The organism is Stenotrophomonas nitritireducens (assembly GCF_001700965.1).
GTDB classification, from domain to species: Bacteria; Pseudomonadota; Gammaproteobacteria; order Xanthomonadales; family Xanthomonadaceae; genus Stenotrophomonas; species Stenotrophomonas nitritireducens_A.
This window is the reverse complement of the sequence record NZ_CP016756.1, coordinates 2002765-2023737: the sequence shown is the minus strand read 5'-3', so window position 1 is coordinate 2023737 and position 20973 is coordinate 2002765. Positions and strand designations below refer to the sequence as shown.

Sequence of the window (20973 nt, the reverse complement as noted above, 5' to 3'; positions counted from 1 at the left end):
CTCCCTCCCTTTGCCGCAGGCAAGGGGAGGGCCGGGGAGGGGTGCCTTTGACTGTTGCTGTTGCTCTGGCCCTCACCCCAATCACACCCAAGGCGCGACAATAGCGCCATGCAAACGAACCAAGATCCAGCAGCCAGAACCCCGCTGCTACTGCTGCCCGGCCTGCTCAACGACGCCACCCTCTGGCAGGCCCAACTCGACGCGCTTGCCGACATCGCCAATTGCCAGGTCGGTGACCTCACCCAGCAGACCACCATGCGCGCCGTCGCCGAAGACGTATTGGAAAAGGCTCCTGCACAGTTCGCCCTTGCCGGCTTCTCCCTTGGCGGCTACGTCGCCCAGGAAATCCTGCGCATCGCACCACAGCGGGTGCTCAAGCTTGCATTGCTGGATACCTCGTTCAAGCCCGACTCGCCCGAGCGTGCCGCGCAGCGGCAGGCGCAGCAGAACAGCGTGCGCCTGCCCGGCACCTTCCATGGCTTTGGCGACAAGCTGATGCGCAGCTACATCGATGCATCGCGGTTGGACGATCACGTGCTTGTGGATACCGTGCGCAGCATGACCGCGCGTCTGGGCGCGGAAGTGTTCCTGCGCCAAAGCCAGCTGCAGCGGGCGGATGGCAGCCTGGTGCTGCGCGATTGGCAGGGCCCGGCGCTGATCCTGTGCGGGCGCAATGATGCAATCACGCCCTTGCCGGTCAGCGAGCAGATGGCCGCGCTGATGCCGCAATCGAATCTGGTGGTGATCGAGGACTGCGGCCATCTGGCGCCGCTGGAAAAGCCCGGCGAAGTCAACGCAGCCATGCGTGCATGGCTGCTTGCGACAGCGTAGTGATCGCGCCTCAATCCCAGGCCGGCGCGATCCCCGGGTTGGCCACACGCTCGCCGCGATCAAGATCAGCAATTCGCGCCATGTCCTCATCATCCAGGCGCAGCGTTGCCGCCTGCAGGTTGCCGGCAAGATTCTCGCGCTTGGTTGATGAGGGAATCACCGCATAGCCCTGCTGCAACGCCCAGGCCAGCGCCACCTGTGCGGCGGTGGCCTGGTGCTTGTCGGCGATGGCCTGGATCACCGGGTCTTTCAGCACCGCGCCATAGGCCAGACTCATGAACGCGGTGACATGGATGCCCTGCGCGCGCAGGTAGGTGATCAGCGCACGGTTCTGCAGATACGGATGCACTTCGATCTGATTGGTGGCGATGGCATCGGCACCGAGAATCGCGATGGCCTGGCGGGTGAGGTCGATGGTGAAGTTGGAAACACCGATTGCCTTGGTCAGGCCCAGTGCCTTGGCCTCGCGCAACGCACCGAGGTATTCGCGCATCGGCACCTCGTTGTTGGGCGAGGGCCAATGGATCAGGGCCAGGTCGACATGATCGGTACGCAGCTTGCGCAGGCTCTCGGCCAGGCTGGCCAGCAGGTCGTCGTGATGAAAGTTGCTGATCCATACCTTGGTGGTCAGGAACAGCTGCTCGCGCGGCACCGGGCCGCTGGCGATGGCCGCCCCCAGGTCCGCTTCGTTGTCGTAGATCTGGGCGGTGTCGAAGGCGCGGTAACCCAGCTCGAGCGCGTTGTGCACGGAGTCGGTCAATACCTGCCCTTTGAGGCGATAGGTGCCCAGGCCGATGGCGGGAATGTTCATTGAAACCTCCAGAAGTGCGATGACAGCCTACGCCGCGTAGTGCGAACGAAAAGCCAGGATGGGGTAACAGCGTGTTGCATCAGTGCGTAGCCACGGCGATGCCGTCGGCACGTGCAGCGATGCCGTCGCGTCGATCCAGGCGGCCGCTCAGCACGGTCAGCGCCAGCGCTGCCAGCACCACCAGCGCGCCAATCCACGGCGTGTGCATCAGGCCGATATGGTCGACCACCAGCCCGCCGAGCCACGCACCCAGGGCGATGCCGATGTTGAATGCGGCGATGTTCAGGCCCGATGCGACATCGGTGGCCTGCGGCACGAAGCGCTGTGCCTGCTGCACCACATACACCTGCAGCCCGGGCACATTGCCGAAGGCGACCGCACCCAGCGCCAGCACGGTCAGCAGCACCAGCCACTGGTTGTAGGCGGTGAAGGTCAGCACCAGCAGCACCAGCGCCAACAGGCCAAAGATCAAGCTCAAAGCGGGGATCGGCCCACGACGGTCGGCCAGACGCCCGCCCCACAGGTTGCCGATCGCCACCGAGACGCCATAGACCAGCAACACCGCGCTCACGGCATTGGCGGAGAAACCGCTGACGTCCTGCAGGATCGAGGCGAGGAAGGTGAAGGACAGGAAGGTGCCGCCGTAGCCCATCGCAGTCATTGCATAGACCAGCAACAGACGCGGCTGCGCCAACACCGCGAACTGCTGGCCGAAGGTGGCCGCAGCACTGCGCGGCAACTCGCGTGGCACGAACAGCAGGCTGCCGAGCAGGGCGATCACGCCCAGCGCCGCCACCGCCAGGAAGGTCGCCCGCCAACCCAGATGCTGGCCGATGAACGTGCCCAGCGGCACGCCGGTGACCAGCGCCACGGTCAGCCCGGTGAACATGATGGCGATCGCGCTGGCGGCCTTGTCCTTGGCAACCACCGAGGTGGCGATGATCGAGCCGATCGAGAAGAACACGCCGTGTGCCAGGCCGGTCAGGACCCGCGCCACGATCAGCGAGCCGTAGCCCGGTGCTATCCACGCGACCAGGTTGCCGATGGTGAACAGCAGCATCAGCGCCACCAGCAGGGTCTTGCGCGGTACCCGCCCGGTCAGGGCGGTCAGCACCGGGGCACCAACCGCCACGCCCAGCGCATACAGGGAAACCAGCAGGCCAGCTGATGGCAGGCTGACGTGCAGATCGGCGGCAATGGTCGGGATCAGGCCGACGATGACGAACTCGGTGGTGCCGATCGCGAACGCGCCCAGCGTCAACGCCAGCAGGGCAAGGGGAATACCGCGGGACATGGGCGAATCCTCGGAAAGGGCTGCGCAGTCTGATCCTTGAACTCTTGCCGAAAAATGCGCATTTCTATGAATTACTATTGAATTCAAGTCAATAATCGCTTAGCGCCGTTGCGGACACCCCGATGAAGATCACCCTCGACGAAATGCAGGCATTCATTGCCGTTATCGACACCGGCTCGATCACTGCCGCCGCCGAACAACTGGGCCAGACCACCTCGGGCGTCAGCCGCGCCCTCGGCCGGCTGGAACAGAAGCTGGGCACCACCTTGCTGACCCGCACCACGCGGCGCCTGCAGCTCACCGACGAGGGCGAGGCGTTTCTCGCCAACGTCCGCGCCATCGTTGCCTCGGTGGATGCCGCCGAGGAGCAGATCGCTGCGCGCCGTGGTACTCCTTCCGGGCGGCTGCGGGTGGATGCGGCGATGCCGTTCATGCTGCACGTGATCGCACCGCTGGTAGCCGGTTTCCGCGCCCGCTACCCGCAGGTGGAGTTGGAGCTCAACAGCAGCGAACGCTACATCGACCTGCTGGAACGGCGCACCGATGTGGCCATCCGGATCGGCCCACTGGCCGACTCCACCCTGCATGCCAGGCCGCTGGGTCATAGCCGCCTGCGCATCCTCGCCAGCCCGGCCTACCTGCAGCAGCACGGCACCCCGACGCGGGTTGCGCAACTGCAGGCACACACTTTGTTGGGCTTCAACGAACCGGACTCGCTGAACCAGTGGCCGTTGCCGGGCGAAGAAGGCGCACCGCTGCACGTGCGTCCGACCTTGGCCGCATCCAGCGGCGAGATCCTGCACCGCCTGGCAGTGGAAAGCGTAGGCATCGTCTGCCTGTCCGATTTCCTGACCGAAGCGGCGCGTGCGAAAGGGCAGCTGGTGCAGCTGCTGACGAAACAAACCCTGGACTCACGCCAACCCATCCACGCGGTGTACTACCGCAACACCGCGGTATCGGCACGCATCAGCTCATTCCTCGATTACCTGGCCGAAGCGATGGCCCAACCCGTTGTGGGAGCGGCGTAAGCCGCGAAGCCACAGATGTTGAAGCCGCAGCGGCATGCGATAGCGGATACCTGAGGTTGAAGCAGCAGGCACTTGAAGCATCAGGCGCCTGAAGCAGCAGAAGACCCCAGAAGCAGCAGACCCATGAAGCAGCAGGCTGCGCCTCTTATAGCCCCTCTCCCTTCACGGGAGAGGGGTTGGGGAGAGGGTGCGGCACGAGCGGCGCAAGCCGCGAGACCACGGATGCCTGAAACCCCCGAGCTTCGCGGCTAACGCCGCTCCCACAAAAGGCAGTGCATGCACGATCAGCTCCCTCCCTTTGGCCGCAGGCCAAGGGGAGGGTTGGGGAGGGGTTGGCTGTTGGGCGTTCTGAAGCTGCACCGGCTTCGCGGCTCACGCCGCTCCTACAAAAAGGCAGTGCGTGCACGATCAGCTCCCTCCCTTTGGCCGTAGGCCAAGGGGAGGGTTGGGGAGGGGTTGGCTGTTGGCGTTCTGAAGCTGCACCAGCTTCGCGGCTCACGCCGCTCCTACAACAAGCCAATCAACAAACCCGCACCCCTAATGCTGCTCTACGTGGTGCCAGGCATGCCGAACCAGCCAGCGTGCTTCATCCCAGGACACCGCCAACGCCGGGCTATGCCGGTGATAGCTGTCCTGCAGCACTTTATAGAGCTGTTCTTCGTTGGCACGCGGGTAGGCCTGATACACGTCGTAACCCATCTCCAGCAGGCGCTGGTAATGGTCGAAGTCGTGTTGGCCAAGATGGCCGATGGCGTGGACGCCACGCCAGTAGGTCAGTTCGGCGTCGCGATCCAGGTTGCGCTGGGCTGCGGATGTGGTCTGCATGGGTAGGACTCCATTCGCGGTCTACCCCCTGTCCTGTCGATCCTACGGGGCGGGCAGGGGGTACGCAACCGGCCGCATTCAGCTTTCGGCGCTGGCGGCGTCCAGCTGCGCGATCTGTGCCGGGCTCAAACCAAGCTGTGCCGCAGCCAGCACCTCATGCAGCTGTTGCACGCTGGTGGCACTGACGATGGGTGCGGTGATGCCCGGGCGTGCGATCAGCCACGCCAGCGCCACCTGGGCCGGCGTGGCCTTGTGGCTGGCAGCCACATCGTCCAGCGCCTGCAGAATGCGCAGGCCGCGCGGATTGAGGTAGCGATCAGCGACTTTCGCGCCACGCGCCGCACTCTTGGCCGCGTCTTCGGTGCTGCGGTATTTGCCGCTGAGGAAACCGCTGGCCAGCGAGTAATAGCTGATCACGCCGATGCCCTGTTCGCGTGCCAGCGGTTCCAGTTCGGCCTCATAGCCGCTGCGGTCGTAGAGGTTGTACTCCGGCTGCAGGGTTTCGTAGCGCGGCAGGTGGTAATCGGCGCTGACCTTCAATGCATCGCGCAGGCGCTCGGCGCTGTAGTTGGATGCACCAATCGCGCGTACCTTGCCCGCTTCGATCAGCCGCGCGAACGCACCCAGCGTTTCTTCCAGCGGCACCGAGTCGTCGTCTTCATGGGCCTGGTACAGATCGATCACATCGGTCTGCAGGCGGCGCAGCGAATCTTCCACCGCGTCATTGATGTTGTCGGCCGACAGGCCCGGGTGCTCGGCCCATTTGGCCACTTTGGTGGCCACCACCACCTTGTCGCGCTTGCCGCTGCGCTGCAGCCAGCGGCCGATGATGGTCTCCGATTCACCGCCGCGGTTGCCCGGCACCCATGCCGGATAGACATCGGCGGTATCGATCAGGTTGAAGCCGGCATCGACAAAGGCATCAAGCAGGCCGAAGGATGTTTTTTCATCGGCGCTCCAGCCGAAGACGTTGCCCCCGAAAGCGATGGGGCTGACGTGTAGGCCCGAGCGACCAAGTTCGCGTGACTGGGGCATGCCTTGCTCCTTTGTTGTTCAGCGCAACAGCATAAACGGCATGGGTTCCAATTCCGTGGCAGCGTGCTGAAAACTGCGTTCCGCGTGGCGTTTCAGCGCTAACGCTATGTAAACATTTGCATGCTGCATTGCACTTGCAGCTGCATGCTAGGCTCGCCGTTTCAATCGCCGGAGTTACGCATGAACAAGCCTGCCCCGCTGCTGTGTGCCTGTCTGCTGGCGCTTGCCAGCGCCCTTCCTGCCAGCGCTGTACTGGCCCATGGTGCCGTTGCCGGTACCACCGAGGCGCAGGTCTCGCCACAGTTGCAGGCGGCCGTCGCCGGCAGCTGGCGCACCCCTGCCAATGTGCTGCGCGATGAATACCGCCATCCGGCGCAGACGCTGGCCTTCTTCGGCCTGCAGCCGAAGCAGACGGTCATCGAAATCACCCCCGGCGGCGGCTGGTACGCTGAAATCCTGGCGCCCTACCTGCGCGATGGCGGCAAGTATGTTGCCGCCGTGGTGGACCCGGCCGCACTGCCGGCCGGCGGCGGCCGTGACTACCAGCAGCGTTCGCGCGATGGCCTGGGCAAGAAGTTCGCCGATGCTCCGGCGCAGTTCGACCGGGCAAGCGAAGTAGCCTACAACCCGGCCGCACCGGTGCTGGGTGCACCGGGCTCGGCGGATCTGGTGCTGACCTTCCGCAATGTCCACAACTGGCGTTCGTCCGGCCAGGCCGAGGGCATGTTCAAGGCCTTCTTTGACGTGCTCAAGTCCGGCGGCACGCTGGGTGTGGTGGAGCACCGCGCCAAAACCGACGTGCCAGCCGATGACAAGAGCGGCTATGTGGGCCAGGCGCAGGTGATCGCCATGGCCGAAGCGGCCGGCTTCAAACTCGATGGCAGCAGCGAGGTGAATGCCAACCCCCGCGATACCAAGGACCACCCCAACGGTGTGTGGACCTTGCCGCCGTCCAACAACCACGACAAGGCCGATGCCGCCAAGTACAAGGCCATCGGTGAAAGCGACCGCATGACGTTGCGCTTCGTGAAGCCCTGAGCGAGCGGCGATTGAGGGCAGGGGAGTGAGACAATAGCGGGCCGTCGTGGAAGACACGCGGCCCGCCTGCAACGCGGCCGATGGCCACTTGCTGCGCATCACCAGCGGTGCTCCCCGATCCCCCTCCACAGTTGCTGCTGCACATGCTTATCGCCTTCAACAAACCCTTCAACGTGCTGTGCCAGTTCACCGACCGCAGCCAGCCGCCGCGCGCCACCCTGGCCGGCTTCGGTCTGCCCGCCAATGTGTATGCGGCGGGCCGTCTGGATTACGACAGCGAAGGCCTGCTGCTGCTCACCGACGATGGCACGCTCGCCCATCACTTGACCGACCCGCGCCACAAGCAAGCCAAGACCTATTGGGTGCAGGTGGAAGGCGTGCCGAGCGAAGACAAGCTGCAGGCGCTGCGTGATGGCGTGCAGCTCAATGACGGCCCAACCCTGCCTGCCCGCGTTGAACTGCTGCCGGCCGCGCCGAAGATCTGGGAGCGCACGCCGCCGGTACGCTTCCGCAAGACCGTACCGGACAGCTGGCTGGCTATAACCTTGCGCGAAGGTCGCAACCGCCAGGTGCGGCGCATGACCGCTGCCGTAGGTTTGCCGACGTTGCGGCTGGTGCGGGCAGTGATGGGACCGTACGCACTGGGCGACCTTCAGCCTGGGCAGTGGCGCCAGCTGGATTGACCAAATGTGTTGGCCTGCTCTGGCAGGGCTGCGCCGGATAGCTCAGCCGCCGCGAAGAAGGGCCGACGTGACACCAGCCAATTGGTTGTTGACCGTCGGGGGCGGCGGCGCTCCCACATCCTTGTCGAGAGCACTGCCGCACGGAAGCTATTTACCGAACAGCCGGGAAATTGTTCCGGAGCGCCTGACCGGCAAGCTGTCCTGGTTTTCGTGCAGGGCTTGGCCCAGCTGCTGTGCAGCGGCCTGCGCATAGAGCAGCGCACCATCGGGATGGCAGTTGAAGAGGTTTGACAGGCTGCGGCTTTCGTTGAGATTGAAGGGGCTGGGCTCCACCACTTCCGAGGCCTCGATCAGGCCAAGTCCGGCACTGATTGCCGTATCCAACGCCTGCCAGAAGATGTGCAGCCGCCCATGCGAGAACACATCATCCATCTGCGCACGAACCCGTGCATCGCTGTGGTAATCACTGCGCAGGCGCTTCAGGCTCTGATGCGGCAGATAGACGCCGCCGCAATAATTCTGGGTCAAGTGGTTGTCGAAATGCAGATGCTGCAGACGCTCGGGAACCAGTGATTTCCAGTCGCCTGCGTAGCTGGCCATCAACGCATCCTTCAACAGGAACGAGAAACCGCCGCCGCGGATGTAATGGTGTGGGCGCAGAAACCCGGAGATGATCGCCACGTAATAGGCATGGCCGCGGGCAAATGAAACGCCGTCATCGATCTTGCGCGCCTCGTCGAAGCGCAGGCGCAGCTGCTCGGCATAGAAGGCATCAACACCGAAGCGTTGCAGCAGCGTCTTGTAGAAAAGCGGGTCTTCAATGCCGGCAAAATACAGGGAGCGAACATCGTCTTCCGCAATTGGGTGATAGGTAATATCCCAGCCCATGACTACATCCTTGTTGGTCGTTGTTTGAAATGCACTGGCGGCCACGCCCATGCATGTGTGGTCACCAGATATCGATGGTGGTGGCAAAGCCGGCCGGGTCCTGTGCATGGATTGCAATCTCCGCCGGAACGAAGCTGCTGCCGCGGAAAACCGGTACGGCCGAGTAGCGGTTCAACTTGCCGGCGCGCATCATCGGCAACACCGTCAGCAGATCGATGCTGCGCTTCTGTGCTGCGACCCATGGCGGCACGAATACGCGGTTTTCCGCCGCGCAGGTGCCGCCAAGTTCTTCAGGAAGCAGGTGCAAGATGGCCAGCTCATCTCGTTGCACTGCGGCTTCGCATTTCTTTCTCGTATCGAAATGGCAGAAGTCGGCACAGCCGGTTTTCCGGGAACGGCGCCCGTCGTGCATGAAACTCTCCTATGGCCACCCGGCTGCGGCGAATACATGGATCAACGCAGCGTCTTCAATCACCGATGGTGTTGAACATCGCCTGCCGGTGCGAATGCACCGCGATGGGCGCCGTTGTTTTGGAGTCGAGAGGATACGAGAGTTTTGCCGAATCGCCTTGTTATCACTTGGCATGAGGCGGCATGGCGGTGGCATGTAAGCACGCCATGGTCGCTTGCCGAAGCAACGTGATGCATTTGTGCTCGGCGCTCCGCAGCATTGATGCCGATCTATTCTGCTGACACGTTGCGGGTCCGAATGTTGAGCTGGGACATCAGCGATGACTGCCATGCGGCAGTGGTGCGAAAACACGGTGCACTGGAAGGCGTTGTCACAAGCCGACAGGGCGTACCGGACCGGCAACAGGCGCAGGGGCAGGCTACTGCCCGGCTGGCGGCTCCCAGAGCTCAACCTTGTTGCCTTCGGGGTCCATCACCCAGCCGAATTTTCCCTGCTCGGAACTCTGCGGCTCACCCACCACATCGCAACCTTCGCTGCGCAGCGCCGCGAGCAGCGCGTCCAGATCATCCACGCGAAAATTGATCATGAACGGCGCATGGGAGGGCGCCATGTAGTCGGTGTCGGCGGCAAACGGGCTCCAGATCGTCGCACCCGTCGGGCTGTCGGCGCCGCCCCATTGAAACACCGCTCCGCCCCAGTCACTGACATCCAGCCCAAGGTGCTCGCGATACCAGGCGGACAAGGCCTTGGGATCGTTCGACTTGAAGAAGATGCCGCCAATGCCGGTTACGCGCTTCATGCTGAACCTCCTGGGCTTAGTGGTTGTAGCGGGGTTGCCAGTTCGAACGTGGCCTAGCCAGCATTTTCGGCTGCAGTTGAGTGCAACTGTCAACGAGCACCACTGCGGCCGCAGAGACGGGTGATCGTGAACGCAATGTACTCTTACAATCGCAGTTGGAGGTCATTCCCGACCGTGGTGCATCTCCACCCAGCCAGAGGCCGGTAGCAAAGCTGCACGATGCCTCCCGAAAACGTTCTGGTACCGATGAGCTCCAACGGAATGCAGCCCAACTGGTCGAAAATCCTGGGGCCGGCTGACAGAGGTAAGGACTTACCGTGAACCAGAACTCATCGATGAGTTGATGCGTTGCGAGGTCGCGGGCCAGCTCCTTGCCGCCGTATACGTTGCTGCAACCATTCAGTGCTTAGGCCCGAATCAAGCAGCACCGCAGAGTATCGCCGGTTTGAATGAGCATCAGGATCTTTCGGCAAGGGGCTTGAGCCGAAAGGCTCGAAGAACGTGGGGATGTCACCCCGGTGTTCAAGTCACGTACTTGATGAGTACCGAACCGACTGCCAGAACGACACCAACGATAGATGCGGAACGATGATTCTTGTGGCAACCGTACGCTATCAGGCCAAATCCGGCAGTTCCCACAAGGTTGCGAAGGTTCTGCCCGTAGAACGCAAAATCTATCAGGTTGATTGCTGCAAAAACCAGGAAAAATACAACTAGAAATCTATTGCTGTTCGTCATGCAGCGAGATCCTCGACTGATCGTTCAAATGCCTACTGAGATTGGTCCGCCTCACGAAGCGGCGTTGGTTCAATTAGGTTCTAGCCATTGCTTATGGCAGTGCAGAGATAACACCTTCAATCCAGTCCTTGTAATGACTCAAACGAACATTGCAACTGACTTGGCCATAGCGTCCGGGTGTTCGGTTGGTGCTCTGAGGGTCCGACCAGGAAGTCAGTCCCGCCAACAGCCAATCGTCCTTCACCTGGATAAGGACGGGGCCACCACTGTCTCCGCTTCCTGTTCCGCCCTCCAGCGGCACCGCATCCGGTGGCGCGTCGAAGACGTAGCATAGCCAACGACCATCGGCGCTGGTAACCTTGTTGTACGCGCGGCGAAGCCCCGTGCGGTGGGGATCGCTGAATTCGTAGCCGGTAACGCCATTGCCGGTAGCGCCTTTTCCAAGGACCTTGATTGCTTGCCCGAACTCGTCATCGCTCTTGTTGATCGAGACGGGAGAAACATCGGTAACCGGCTGCTTCAGTCTGACAAGTGCGATGTCATCCGAACCAGCGAGCAGCACCCTGAACAGCGTCCAATCCCACGTGGCCAGCGCCTGCTCAAGCAGTTTCTGCGGCGGCTTTTTGTAACCTGGGTGTACTACGAGACGATCAACCTCCCTGGGTGTTCCGTTGATGGTCACCTGCAAAATTTCAGATTGCCAGGTGACCGCATGCGCAGCGGTAACAATCCACTGCGGCGCAATCAATACGCCATGCCCTTCGCCAGGCATGTCAACGAGAGCAGGAAATTCAGACGCTGGCGCGCGATATTTCGAGTCGTCAATGTCATCGCGAATCACGATGGCACTTGCACTGAAGGGAAGAACAAACAGTGCGAGCAACAAGAGTCTTGGCATGGGCTGAACCATTGGCGATGTCTAAAGAGGCTGATGGCTAAGTTTAGCCAAGCCGCGCCGCGGCCATGGATTCAATGAACTGTCAGCCACTACCCTCGAAAAGCTGCACCCACTCGTAAGGCCTAAAGTCATTAACAGCAAGTATCGTTGGCACAGGGACTGCCCACCCACCAGCTTTCCACAACGCCTCTGCCAGCCAGCGTGAGAGTAGCGAAACGGCCAGTCGAAGGCCGGGAAACTCATCAGACCCTACGAAGTATCGCTCATCTATTTCTGCGAGGCATTGAGGCCAGGCTCAAGCTCAAGCGAGCTCCCGGGGAAGAGACTTGGGTCTGCGTGATCGACCTTGTTGTTCTTGCCACACCAGTACGCGCATACATCCGGTGTCCCGCCGTACTCATCCGGGAATATTTCGAGATTTGCCTCATCTTCACCGGGGGCAATGGGTAAGGTCGGCAGACTTTGGAAAGTGCGGACAGCGTGATCTGACAGCCGATCCAGTTTGCGCTGATACATCGATGCGAACCGATCTTTGCTCAATTCGTATGGAACCATCTGCGGCACCTGGCACCTGGCACCGGAACCCAACCGCGCCGCGAAGCGGCGTCGGCTTGAATGAACTGCTAGGTGCGACTCTGCTTGCGACGCCACCTTTTGGAAGTTGCAAATGCCCTATGTCGAATGGCTTGCGCATGGCGTTTGTCGGCAGCGAAAAACTCAAGAGCATCTGCAATTTCATCGTCTATCGGTACCCCTTGGTCGATCCAATCCAATGCTTCTTGAATCCAGCCTTGGGTTGGCCAATTGATAGCAGCCATGATTACGGATTTTGGAGAGACATGCTCATCAAGTTCTGAGAGTGGCCTGATTAGCTTAGATACAAGCTCGGATTGATGCATGTTCAGCACCTGACTCTGGAGTTAAGACTACGCACGAAGTGGGTTCGGCTTGAACGCGTTGGCTGGCCGCCACTCAGCGGCCGCGGAAATGAGAGGCCTGCAGATAGCATAATGCTGCAACAACTTGGTCCGTACGTTGAGTGGAGAGCGATCCGATAAACGCACCCAATCGGCTCTTGGGGATGCTTGAAACCTGCGAGGCAATCACCACGCTTTGCCGCTCCAGCCCACCCTCGCCAGCATCTAGGAGTAGCACCCCAGGCTCAGACGCCCGCTTTAGATTGGAACTGAGCGAGCAGACCACGACTGTAGTAATCCGGGAATGGTTAAAGACGTCGGCTTGGACCAAGACATGCGGGTGAGGTGATCCAGAAATTGACCCGATAAATTCATCCGCGGCAACCCAGAATATATCCCCGTAATTGATCTGGGGCCCTGCCTCATCGTGTTTCATCTTTGCTTCTCTATCCTTCGCGACGATATCCAGGTTGTGGCCTAACGTCTGAACAAGCCGAGCCGTGAAGCGGCTTGAGTCTGCATGAACTGCCAGGCACCAGCGCACGGTGGACAAGGTTTGGAGTCGCTTCGCGGTGGTGGATCATGCAGCTCTTGCTCCCAAATCTCAGACGGAGATGATGCCATGTACGATGCATCACAGTACCATCGTATGTATTGGGCGGCACGGAGCTCGGCGTATTTTGCGTTGACCGGGGAACCAGACACATTGAACTCAAGCACGTTTGCAAAAATCGCATAGGCATTCTCCAACATGCTCGGCTCGTCAATCATCGTTTGCCGATAGTCGATGTCTCAAAGGAGTCGCAAGCCGGCAGAACCATTAGCAACCGAGAAGCTGAATGTTCTAAGCGCGTCGTAACGAGCATTTCCGAGTAGTTCGAGCATGCGGTCCGTGGCCTAACTATGAAACTAAGCCGACCCGCGCAGCGGGTTCGGCTTTATTGAACTGTTAGGCCTCATTGAGAACGGCTTGCCGAAATTGCCGCACATACGCCTTGCCAAGCCTTGGTTCCAGTCGCTCTACCGCTTGTGGTGCTTGGGCGACATCGAATGTTTGCCCGTTAAGCACCGAGAGCGCTTGATTGTGAAGAGAGTAGGCAAGCCATGCGGCATCACTCGCTGGGCTTTGATCCTCGGGGTCGATGTGGCTTGCAAGAAGAACCCGCAGGTTGAACAAAGCAACACTCAGAAGGCGCTTCTCTAGATCGACGTGCTGGTCATCTGACATGAGGCCTAACTCCGGAATCAGCCCGACCCGTGAAGCGAGTTCTGCTTGAATGAACCGTTAGGCAATACTCGTTGAACTAGAAGCGCTGCCCTTTGTGAGGCTTGGCGATGACCTGCCAATCATCCTCGTAAACAACTGTACCCGGGTCCGAGGTGCGAAGCACCTCAACGTGGATTCCATGGAGGTCCAGAACCTCCTTGACGTGCCACATCCGTCTAATGGCCTCAGATGCCGAGGGCTTGAACCAGGAAATGGCGCGGCGATGCTTCTTTGCCTCGAGCATGGCAGGAACGAACAAATACTCATTGAACCAAGCCAGTATGGTTCGGAGGTCCGAGTGTTCGTCGGCAGACAGGTCTCCGTCATCGCGCAAATCATGCGCAGCAACTAATACTCCGCCCGCATGGCCAGAATCGGGATCAGTAACGAGGGTAGTGAACCGAACGAGCATGGTACTTGGCGAGGTGCCTAACACTCTGAGTTAAGCCACGCCGCAAAGCGGCGCCGGCTTGAATGAATTGTTAGGCGTCATCACTCGCATGCCTCGCTGGAAGAAAGATATGGAATAGCTTTATCAATGCACTGTTTCAAGCAGGAGCCGTGAGCGCTGAGGGCTTGAATAGCCTCCCCGGCAAGTGGCAGTAAAATCGGTTGCAGGTCTTGCTCTATCCATGCTCCACAAAAACAGCAGTGATGATCGCCGCATATGAGATCTGCCCAAATTTGGTGCATCGAGGAATCTCCCGTGGCGCCTAACTCTGGAGTTAAGCCGACTCGCGCAGCGGCGTCGGCTTGAATGAATTGTTAGGCCTCATTTGCATGCTTCCACACGATACTCCCATCCGGGAGAACAGATCCTTTTGTGGCGACATCTAAGGCGGCTGCCAAGCCTAGAAGACAAGGATCAATAGCCTCTAGGAGCCTCTGACCTTCTGGGGTTATAGCCGCAGACGAATCGTTGAAAATGACCAGCTTTGTACAATGTTGGTCTTCAAGCTGGCGAATCATCATTGCGATTTCGCGATGTGGCTGTTCTAGGCATTTTGCAGCCTCTCTCAGTGATCCCCTTGATGCCACGTAGTAGAACGCGACGAGGTTGCGGTACGTCAACTGGTCTAGTGGGATTGTTGTCATGAGGCCTAACGCTTGAGTTAAGCCGTGACGCGAAGCGGCATCGGCTTAGACGAATTGTTAGGACTCACCCCGCCACCTCGCGGCCGCGCTTGGTGATGCCGCCGACAACTACCGTATCGTAGTAGTCGTTGCCGCTATCCGACTCTTGGTGGAGCAGAACATCGGTAACGTATCCGAGCTCCTCGGCCTTGAGTACTAATGCCGCAATGAGCTGAAACGCACGAAGCTCCGACTCTGAACTTCCGGACGGATCGAAGCTGGTGTGGCCAGCGACGATATTTTGTAGAAGTTGCTGCATATTCATTATGTGAGCCCTAACTCTGGAATTAAGCCGCGCCGCGAAGCGGCGTCGGCTTGAATGAACTGTTAGCCCTCATCCGGATAAGGACTGCGGAGACAACCGACAAAGTGACCATCACACTTTTTTTCAAAGAGGTGATATTTGAACCCATCTTTTGTAGGACCTACGGAGTAGACAGCTAAGACAGCTTCAGGTGCGGCCGAAAGCAGCCGATCGGCCAGGATCGTGAGATCACGGACAGCTAAATCATAATCAGAAATCAGGTGGCCTCTAACGGCTGCATCCTTAGCGATTCTCAAACGGATTTGGTATGTCCCTGCAAGCCTGCCAGCTAAGAAATCTCCTTCGTCCATTCTTCTGCATGGCTCGCCATTCTGTAAGGCGGAAATCAGCTCTTCCTTGTATGGGAACTGCTCGGATAGGAGAAGAGATTGAGGTTGCACCATGAGGGCTAACCTTGGAATTAAGCCGCGCCGCGAAGCGGTGTCGGCTTGAATGAACTGTTAGGCGGCTGTGGCCACTTACCGACCCCCGGACCAATGCTGCCTTGCTTGTGCAACCCAACGCGAGCCGATCATGCCACAGCTTGCGAGACGGAGCTTGCTCAGGAAACCTTGCCGAGCATTGCCGCCGAAGTGCGATGAAATGATTGCGGCAGGGCAGTGAAGCGTAAGACGAAGTGGCGGGCTTGTCGCTGCCAGGAACAGTTGGAACTGCTACCCGGAGCCGACCGGTGACTTGCCGATGATGCTGCCGAAAGGAGAAGGGCCAGCCAACCAAGAACACCACCGCCTAACTCTGGAATTAAGCCGGCTCGCGCAGCGAGTTCGGCTTGAATGAATTGTTAGGCATCGGCGGTAGACTCAAAGTACTGGTCGAACGCCAAAACCGCCGCCTCAATCGTTGATGAAGTCCCAAACCGGTGATGTGGATCCTGCTCAATTAGCAGCTCCAAGAATTGTGCTTCCAGTGATGCCATGGCGCCAACCGGTGCGCCTGCGTGGAAGTAGTCTTTGCTTTGAACGGTGAATCCAATACCGATGACCTCAAAGACGCGATAAAGAACTGCGCCGCTTTGTACACGACGCCAAATTGGTATGTAGCGATACAAATGGGTCATATGAGCTGGCGGTGACTTGGTCTGTTGTCTCGCGGGAACGACTATACGATGCCTAACTCTGGAATTAAGCCGACTCGCGAAGCGAGTTCGGCTTGAATGAACTGTTAGGCAGACTCCTTACCCTTGTCTGCTCTTCTTGCCGCACGCAATTCGCCCTTTAGCTTTCCATCTTGCACCATGCGGACCTTGGCGGAAACAACCGCCAACCAGTAAGATCCAATCCGAAGATCGGCCTCTACGCCGTTTTTCGCTGCACGGGCCAAATGTTCGCGTGCTTCTTTGAAATCTCGTCGCTGTCCCTCGCTGGTAGCTAAAGCATCAAGTTTCAGCAACTCAGAGAGCATATTCTCTGCGCGATGACGAATCTCGTCTTCTGTCATTGGCTCACTCAATGCCTGATCTGCCTAACTCTGGAATTAAGCCGCGCCGCGAAGCGGCGTCGGCTTGAATGAACTGTTAGCCCTCATCCGGATAAGGACTGCGGAGACAACCGACAAAGTGACCATCACACTTTTTTTCAAAGAGGTGATATTTGAACCCATCTTTTGTAGGACCTACGGAGTAGACAGCTAAGACAGCTTCAGGTGCGGCCGAAAGCAGCCGATCGACCAGGATCGTGAGATCACGGACAGCTAAATCATAATCACAAATCAGGTGGCCTCTAACGGCTGCATCCTTAGCGATTCTCAAACGGATTTGGTATGTCCCTGCAAGCCTGCCAGCTAAGAAATCTCCTTCGTCCATTCTTCTGCATGGCTCGCCATTCTGTAAGGCGGAAATCAGCTCTTCCTTGTATGGGAACTGCTCGGATAGGAGAAGAGACTTAGGTTGCACCATGAGGGCTAACTCTTAGTAGACCGCCTAAAAGCGGTGTAAAGCCGATTATGCCCACTTTTGTGTCGCGTTTGAATCGGAAATTTCTCACAAAGAAACAATGGCTTGCGGGATTCTAAAGCCTGTATCGCCATATCAGTCTCCAAGCTTAATACCGCTCGGAAGCCTTGATATGGAATACACCCCTGTTTCAGCAGGCGTAAAAGCAGCTAAACCCCCGCGATTGCTGGATAGGGTAAGGGAGCATATCCGGGTCCGGCACTATAGCTTGCGAACCGAGCAGGCGTATGTGGGCTGGATACGGCGCTTCATCTTTGCCAATGGCAAACGCCATCCGCAGGACCTTGGTGCTGCCGAAGTGGGAGATTTCCTGACCGGTCTGGCTACGGAGGGAAACGTGTCGGCTTCTACCCAGAACCAGGCATTGTCGGCGTTGCTGTTTCTCTATCGCGTGGTGCTTGACATGGAGCTTCCGCGCCTGGATCAGGTGGTACGCGCCAAGCGGCCGTGTCGTCTTCCGGTTGTCTTGTCACAGGAGGAAGTTGCGCGATTGCTGCAAGCCATTCCAGAAGGGCAAACGGCGATGATGGCTCAACTGCTTTACGGCACGGGTATGCGCTTGATGGAGTGTGTTCGGCTTCGCATAAAGGACGTGGATTTCGGGCGCAACGAAATCTGTGTGCGTAGCGGCAAGGGCAACAAGGATCGACGTGTGCCGCTGCCCATCTCGCTCTGTGAGCGGCTGCTGCGGCAACGCGAACGGGCGTTGTTGATGCATCGCGCGGATATCGATGCAGGAATGGGCCGGGCACAGTTGCCCCATGCGCTGGCACGCAAGTATCCGAATGCAAACGCAGAGCCGGGTTGGCAATACCTGTTCCCTTCTGCGCGGATGTCTACCGATCCGCGAACCAGGGCAATCGGGCGGCATCACGTCAGCGAAGAGCCATTGCAGCATGCGGTGAAGTTGGCACGGGCCATGGCAGGCATCGCCAAGCGTGTGACCTGCCATTCCTTGCGTCACTCCCTTGCGACGCATCTGCTGGAGGCCGGTCACGACATTCGCACGGTGCAGGAGCTGCTGGGGCATAAGGATGTCGCTACCACCCAGATCTATACGCACGTGCTTGGGCGGGGCGCAGGAGGTCTGCTCAGCCCCTTGGACCGGCTACCGGGAGTGAAGCTACTCCCGGTGTGATGGCGGCAATCAACCGTCCAGCAACGCCTTGTCGCGCACCGCACCCTTGTCGGCGCTGGTGGCAAGCAGGGCATATGCCTTCAGCGCCGTGGTCACCTTGCGCGGGCGCGCTTCGGCTGGCTTCCAGCCCTTGGCATCCTGCTCGCTGCGGCGACGGGCCAGTTCGGCATCGTCCACCAGCAGGTTGATGCCACGCTGCGGGATGTCGATCAGGATGCGGTCGCCGTCGCGCACCAGGCCAATGGTGCCGCCGGCGGCGGCTTCCGGCGAGCAATGGCCAATGCTCAGGCCGGAGGTGCCACCGGAGAAGCGGCCGTCGGTGAGCAGGGCGCAGGCTTTGCCCATGCCCTTGGATTTCAGGTAGCTGGTCGGGTACAGCATTTCCTGCATGCCCGGGCCACCCTTGGGGCCTTCGTAGCGGATCACCACCACGTCGCCGGCCTGTACTTCGTTGCCGAGGATACCTTTGACTGCCGCATCCTGGCTTTCGTAGACGCGGGCATTGCCCTCGAAGACGTGGATGGATTCGTCCACACCGGCGGTCTTCACCACGCAGCCATCGGCGGCGAGGTTGCCGTACAGCACGGCCAGGCCGCCTTCGTTGGAGAACGCGTGGGCAACGTCGCGGATGCAGCCTTCGGCGCGGTCCACATCCAATGACGGCCAGCGCGTGGATTGGCTGAAAGCCACCTGCGTTGGAATCCCTGCCGGGCCGGCCTTGTAGAAGGTATGTACGGCTTCGTCCTGGGTCTGGGTGACGTCCCATTGCGCGATAGCCGCGCCCAGCGTGCGGCTATGCACGGTGGAGGCATCGGTGTGCAGCAGGCCGCCGCGTGCCAGCTCGCCGAGAATGGCCATGATGCCGCCAGCGCGGTGCACGTCTTCGATGTGGTACTTCTGCGTGTTCGGCGCCACTTTGCACAGTTGTGGCACACGCCGCGACAGGCGGTCGATGTCGCGCTGGTCGAAGGCGACTTCGGCTTCCTGCGCAGCGGCGAGCAGGTGCAGGATGGTGTTGGTGGAACCGCCCATGGCGATATCCAGCGTCATCGCGTTTTCGAAGGCTTCGAAAGTGGCGATGCCACGCGGCAGCACGTTGGCTTCTTCGCCGCCGTACCAGCGGTGGCACAGTTCGACGATGAGGCGGCCGGCGCGCTTGAACAGCGCCTCACGATCGCTGTGGGTGGCCACGACGGTGCCGTTGCCGGGCAGCGACAAGCCCAGCGCTTCGGTCAGGCAGTTCATCGAATTGGCGGTGAACATGCCCGAGCACGAGCCACAGGTGGGGCAGGCGCTGCGTTCGATCGCCGCTACCTGCTCGTCGCTGATGTTGTCATCGCCGGCGGCGACCATCGCATCGATCAGGTCGAGCTTGTGGTCGGCCAGCTTGGTCTTGCCGGCTTCCATCGGGCCGCCGGACACGAACACCGCGGGGATGTTCAGGCGCAAGGCGGCCATCAACATGCCCGGGGTGATCTTGTCGCAGTTGGAGATGCACACCAGCGCATCGGCGCAGTGGGCATTGGCCATGTATTCCACCGAGTCGGCGATGATCTCGCGGCTGGGCAGCGAGTACAGCATGCCGTCATGGCCCATGGCGATGCCGTCATCCACGGCGATGGTATTGAATTCCTTTGCCACGCCACCGGCGGCTTCGATCTCGCGCGCCACGAGTTGGCCGAGGTCCTTCAGGTGCACGTGGCCGGGCACGAACTGGGTGAAGGAATTCACCACCGCAACGATGGGCTTGTGGAAGTCACCATCGGTCATGCCGGTGGCACGCCACAGGGCGCGGGCGCCGGCCATGTTGCGGCCAGCGGTGGAGGTTTTCGAGCGGTATTCAGGCATGGCGAGCGAGCGGGGCGGTCGTGCAGAAGTGCAGTGCGATTGATTCTGCATGAAGTTCCCGGTTGCAGCTGCAACCATCGGATGGGGGAAGGGTGAGGGCGGAAAAGGGCGATTGGGTGGATGTTGGTGGTTGGTTGTCAGGGTTCTGGTGTGCCGGGGCCAGAGTCGAAGTTGAAGTTACAGACGAAGCCAAAAGCAAAGGCAAAGGCAAAGGCACCCCTCCCCAACCCTCCCCTGCGCTGCGCGCAAGGGAGGGGGTAGAAGCGGCTGCGCTGCGATCCGAACGAGCGCAGCAAACAGCTCCCTCCCTTGTGCTGTGCGCAAGGGAGGGTTGGGGAGGGGTGCTCTGGATTCTGCATTTTCATCGCACCAGCAGCGCCCATGCGTTGAATAGCGCCAAGAGCAGGGAAATACCGGAAACCCAGCCGCCCCAAGCATTTCCAATACATCACCTGAAATCCGATTCAGCTTCGGGAGCTATCCGGTTTCCGCCTTGCAGCCTTCATCGGGCATCATTGGCGGATCACATTGACGGGGAACCGACCATGAAGCGATCCAAGGCCACCGCGCTGGTGCTGATGAGCGCCGTACCGCTGCTGCTGACTGCCTGCCAGAAGGAAGAGGCCGTGCAGACACAGGAAGGGCTGTACACCTCGGTGGAGGCCTGCAGCGAAGCGACCGGCGACCCGTCCAGCTGCCGCGAGGCATTTGCCACCGCACAGAAGCAGTCGGCTGATGCCGCGCCCAAGTACGCCAGCAAGGAAGAGTGCGCCAAGGAATACCCGGCCGAGCAGTGCGTGCAGCAGCAGACCAGCGCCGGCACCTCGTTCATCGGCCCGATGATGATGGGCTTCTTCATGTCGCAGATGCTCAACGGCAGCCGTGGCGCTGTGGCCGCACCGCCGGCGTCGCAGCCGGCATTCAAGGACAACGCCAATGGTTGGGCCAAGCCGGCCGCACCGGGTGGCAGCGGCGGTTTGAACACCGGTAGCGGCATTGGTGCCGGCAAGGCCGGCCTGGCCCCGGTCAATGCCGAGCCGAACCGCGCCGTTACCGCCAGCCGTGGTGGTTTTGGTTCGCGCAGCGGCGGCCGCAGCAGCGTCGGCGGTTGAT

27 protein-coding genes are annotated in these 20973 nt (G+C 60.2%); 6 read left to right on the top strand and 21 right to left on the bottom strand.

Features of this window, described 5'->3' with window-relative positions; translation table 11 throughout:
- Nucleotides 1–108: 108 nt before the first annotated feature.
- The gene (locus BCV67_RS08590) at nt 109–831 is read left to right on the top strand and encodes an alpha/beta fold hydrolase (protein WP_062171178.1); all 723 of its coding nucleotides are present in this window, start codon (nt 109–111) and stop codon (nt 829–831) included.
- 10 nt (nt 832–841) lie between these two features.
- Here the strand turns inward: BCV67_RS08590 and dkgB are convergent, their stop codons facing one another.
- Both dkgB and BCV67_RS08580 read right to left on the bottom strand, forming a co-directional pair.
- Entirely contained in the window at nt 842–1642 is an 801-nt protein-coding gene (dkgB, locus tag BCV67_RS08585) for a 2,5-didehydrogluconate reductase DkgB (RefSeq protein ID WP_062171180.1), read from the bottom strand.
- Nucleotides 1643–1721: 79 nt separating this feature from the next.
- Entirely contained in the window at nt 1722–2936 is a 1215-nt protein-coding gene (locus BCV67_RS08580) for an MFS transporter (RefSeq protein ID WP_062171182.1), read from the bottom strand.
- 122 nt (nt 2937–3058) lie between these two features.
- Between BCV67_RS08580 and BCV67_RS08575 the strand changes: the two genes are divergently transcribed.
- Nucleotides 3059–3964: a LysR family transcriptional regulator gene (locus tag BCV67_RS08575; protein ID WP_062171184.1), complete on the top strand. Its 906-nt coding sequence runs from the start codon at nt 3059–3061 to the stop codon at nt 3962–3964.
- Nucleotides 3965–4501: 537 nt separating this feature from the next.
- Here BCV67_RS08575 and BCV67_RS08570 read toward each other — a convergent pair.
- Together BCV67_RS08570 and BCV67_RS08565 are read right to left on the bottom strand one after the other, a co-directional pair.
- The gene (locus BCV67_RS08570; RefSeq protein WP_062171185.1) at nt 4502–4789 is read right to left on the bottom strand and encodes a hypothetical protein; all 288 of its coding nucleotides are present in this window, start codon (nt 4787–4789) and stop codon (nt 4502–4504) included.
- A 78-nt stretch (nt 4790–4867) separates the two neighbouring features.
- Nucleotides 4868–5824, bottom strand: a complete 957-nt coding sequence (locus BCV67_RS08565; RefSeq protein WP_062171187.1) for an aldo/keto reductase — start codon at nt 5822–5824, stop codon at nt 4868–4870.
- A 144-nt stretch (nt 5825–5968) separates the two neighbouring features.
- Between BCV67_RS08565 and BCV67_RS08560 the strand changes: the two genes are divergently transcribed.
- A complete protein-coding gene (locus BCV67_RS08560) occupies nt 5969–6862 on the top strand; it encodes a class I SAM-dependent methyltransferase (RefSeq protein ID WP_172837735.1) in 894 nt (297 codons plus the stop codon).
- A gap of 143 nt (nt 6863–7005) precedes the next feature.
- Nucleotides 7006–7545, top strand: a complete 540-nt coding sequence (locus tag BCV67_RS08555) for a pseudouridine synthase (protein ID WP_062172038.1) — start codon at nt 7006–7008, stop codon at nt 7543–7545.
- Between the two features lie 147 nt (nt 7546–7692).
- Here BCV67_RS08555 and BCV67_RS08550 read toward each other — a convergent pair whose 3' ends face one another.
- The 16 genes from BCV67_RS08550 to BCV67_RS20035 form a co-directional block, all read right to left on the bottom strand.
- Nucleotides 7693–8484 (bottom strand): hypothetical protein, encoded by a 792-nt coding sequence (locus BCV67_RS08550; protein ID WP_231732417.1) that lies wholly within the window; start codon nt 8482–8484, stop codon nt 7693–7695.
- A gap of 10 nt (nt 8485–8494) precedes the next feature.
- Entirely contained in the window at nt 8495–8740 is a 246-nt protein-coding gene (locus tag BCV67_RS08545; RefSeq protein ID WP_156455926.1) for a hypothetical protein, read from the bottom strand.
- 523 nt (nt 8741–9263) lie between these two features.
- A complete protein-coding gene (locus tag BCV67_RS08540) occupies nt 9264–9644 on the bottom strand; it encodes a VOC family protein (protein WP_062171192.1) in 381 nt (126 codons plus the stop codon).
- Nucleotides 9645–10166: 522 nt separating this feature from the next.
- Complete coding sequence (locus BCV67_RS20060; RefSeq protein WP_156455927.1) at nt 10167–10382, bottom strand: hypothetical protein; 216 nt, start codon at nt 10380–10382, stop codon at nt 10167–10169.
- Between the two features lie 91 nt (nt 10383–10473).
- Entirely contained in the window at nt 10474–11280 is an 807-nt protein-coding gene (locus tag BCV67_RS08535) for a trypsin-like serine protease (protein ID WP_062172043.1), read from the bottom strand.
- A gap of 623 nt (nt 11281–11903) precedes the next feature.
- Entirely contained in the window at nt 11904–12179 is a 276-nt protein-coding gene (locus BCV67_RS20055) for a hypothetical protein (RefSeq protein ID WP_156455928.1), read from the bottom strand.
- A gap of 73 nt (nt 12180–12252) precedes the next feature.
- On the bottom strand, nt 12253–12633 hold the full coding sequence (locus BCV67_RS20700) for a type II toxin-antitoxin system PemK/MazF family toxin (RefSeq protein WP_082746674.1): 381 nt from the start codon (nt 12631–12633) through the stop codon (nt 12253–12255).
- Nucleotides 12634–12674: 41 nt separating this feature from the next.
- Nucleotides 12675–12986 carry a DUF7677 family protein gene (locus tag BCV67_RS20695; protein WP_428999513.1) on the bottom strand — a complete coding sequence of 104 codons (312 nt, stop codon included), beginning with the start codon at nt 12984–12986 and terminating at the stop codon, nt 12675–12677.
- A 160-nt stretch (nt 12987–13146) separates the two neighbouring features.
- Complete coding sequence (locus BCV67_RS20050) at nt 13147–13425, bottom strand: hypothetical protein (RefSeq protein WP_062171196.1); 279 nt, start codon at nt 13423–13425, stop codon at nt 13147–13149.
- A gap of 76 nt (nt 13426–13501) precedes the next feature.
- Nucleotides 13502–13876, bottom strand: a complete 375-nt coding sequence (locus tag BCV67_RS08520; RefSeq protein ID WP_065868087.1) for a hypothetical protein — start codon at nt 13874–13876, stop codon at nt 13502–13504.
- A 353-nt stretch (nt 13877–14229) separates the two neighbouring features.
- Nucleotides 14230–14559 carry a LysR family transcriptional regulator gene (locus BCV67_RS20690; RefSeq protein WP_156455929.1) on the bottom strand — a complete coding sequence of 110 codons (330 nt, stop codon included), beginning with the start codon at nt 14557–14559 and terminating at the stop codon, nt 14230–14232.
- Between the two features lie 64 nt (nt 14560–14623).
- Entirely contained in the window at nt 14624–14863 is a 240-nt protein-coding gene (locus BCV67_RS08515; RefSeq protein WP_062171200.1) for a hypothetical protein, read from the bottom strand.
- 62 nt (nt 14864–14925) lie between these two features.
- Nucleotides 14926–15306: a hypothetical protein gene (locus BCV67_RS20040; protein WP_156455930.1), complete on the bottom strand. Its 381-nt coding sequence runs from the start codon at nt 15304–15306 to the stop codon at nt 14926–14928.
- A 398-nt stretch (nt 15307–15704) separates the two neighbouring features.
- On the bottom strand, nt 15705–15980 hold the full coding sequence (locus tag BCV67_RS08510) for a hypothetical protein (RefSeq protein ID WP_065868086.1): 276 nt from the start codon (nt 15978–15980) through the stop codon (nt 15705–15707).
- 104 nt (nt 15981–16084) lie between these two features.
- Entirely contained in the window at nt 16085–16360 is a 276-nt protein-coding gene (locus BCV67_RS08505; RefSeq protein ID WP_065868085.1) for a hypothetical protein, read from the bottom strand.
- Between the two features lie 76 nt (nt 16361–16436).
- Nucleotides 16437–16817 (bottom strand): hypothetical protein, encoded by a 381-nt coding sequence (locus BCV67_RS20035; protein WP_156455931.1) that lies wholly within the window; start codon nt 16815–16817, stop codon nt 16437–16439.
- Nucleotides 16818–16986: 169 nt separating this feature from the next.
- Here BCV67_RS20035 and BCV67_RS08500 point away from each other — a divergent pair, with 169 nt between their 5' ends.
- Complete coding sequence (locus BCV67_RS08500; RefSeq protein ID WP_065868084.1) at nt 16987–18012, top strand: integron integrase; 1026 nt, start codon at nt 16987–16989, stop codon at nt 18010–18012.
- Between the two features lie 9 nt (nt 18013–18021).
- Here the strand turns inward: BCV67_RS08500 and ilvD are convergent, their stop codons facing one another.
- The gene (gene ilvD, locus BCV67_RS08495; protein ID WP_062171204.1) at nt 18022–19860 is read right to left on the bottom strand and encodes a dihydroxy-acid dehydratase; all 1839 of its coding nucleotides are present in this window, start codon (nt 19858–19860) and stop codon (nt 18022–18024) included.
- 545 nt (nt 19861–20405) lie between these two features.
- On the opposite strand from ilvD, the gene BCV67_RS08490 reads away from it, so the two are divergent.
- Nucleotides 20406–20972, top strand: coding sequence for a DUF1190 domain-containing protein (locus BCV67_RS08490; RefSeq protein ID WP_057630250.1), 567 nt, complete (start codon nt 20406–20408; stop codon nt 20970–20972).
- The last annotated feature ends 1 nt before the right edge of the window (nt 20973 follow it).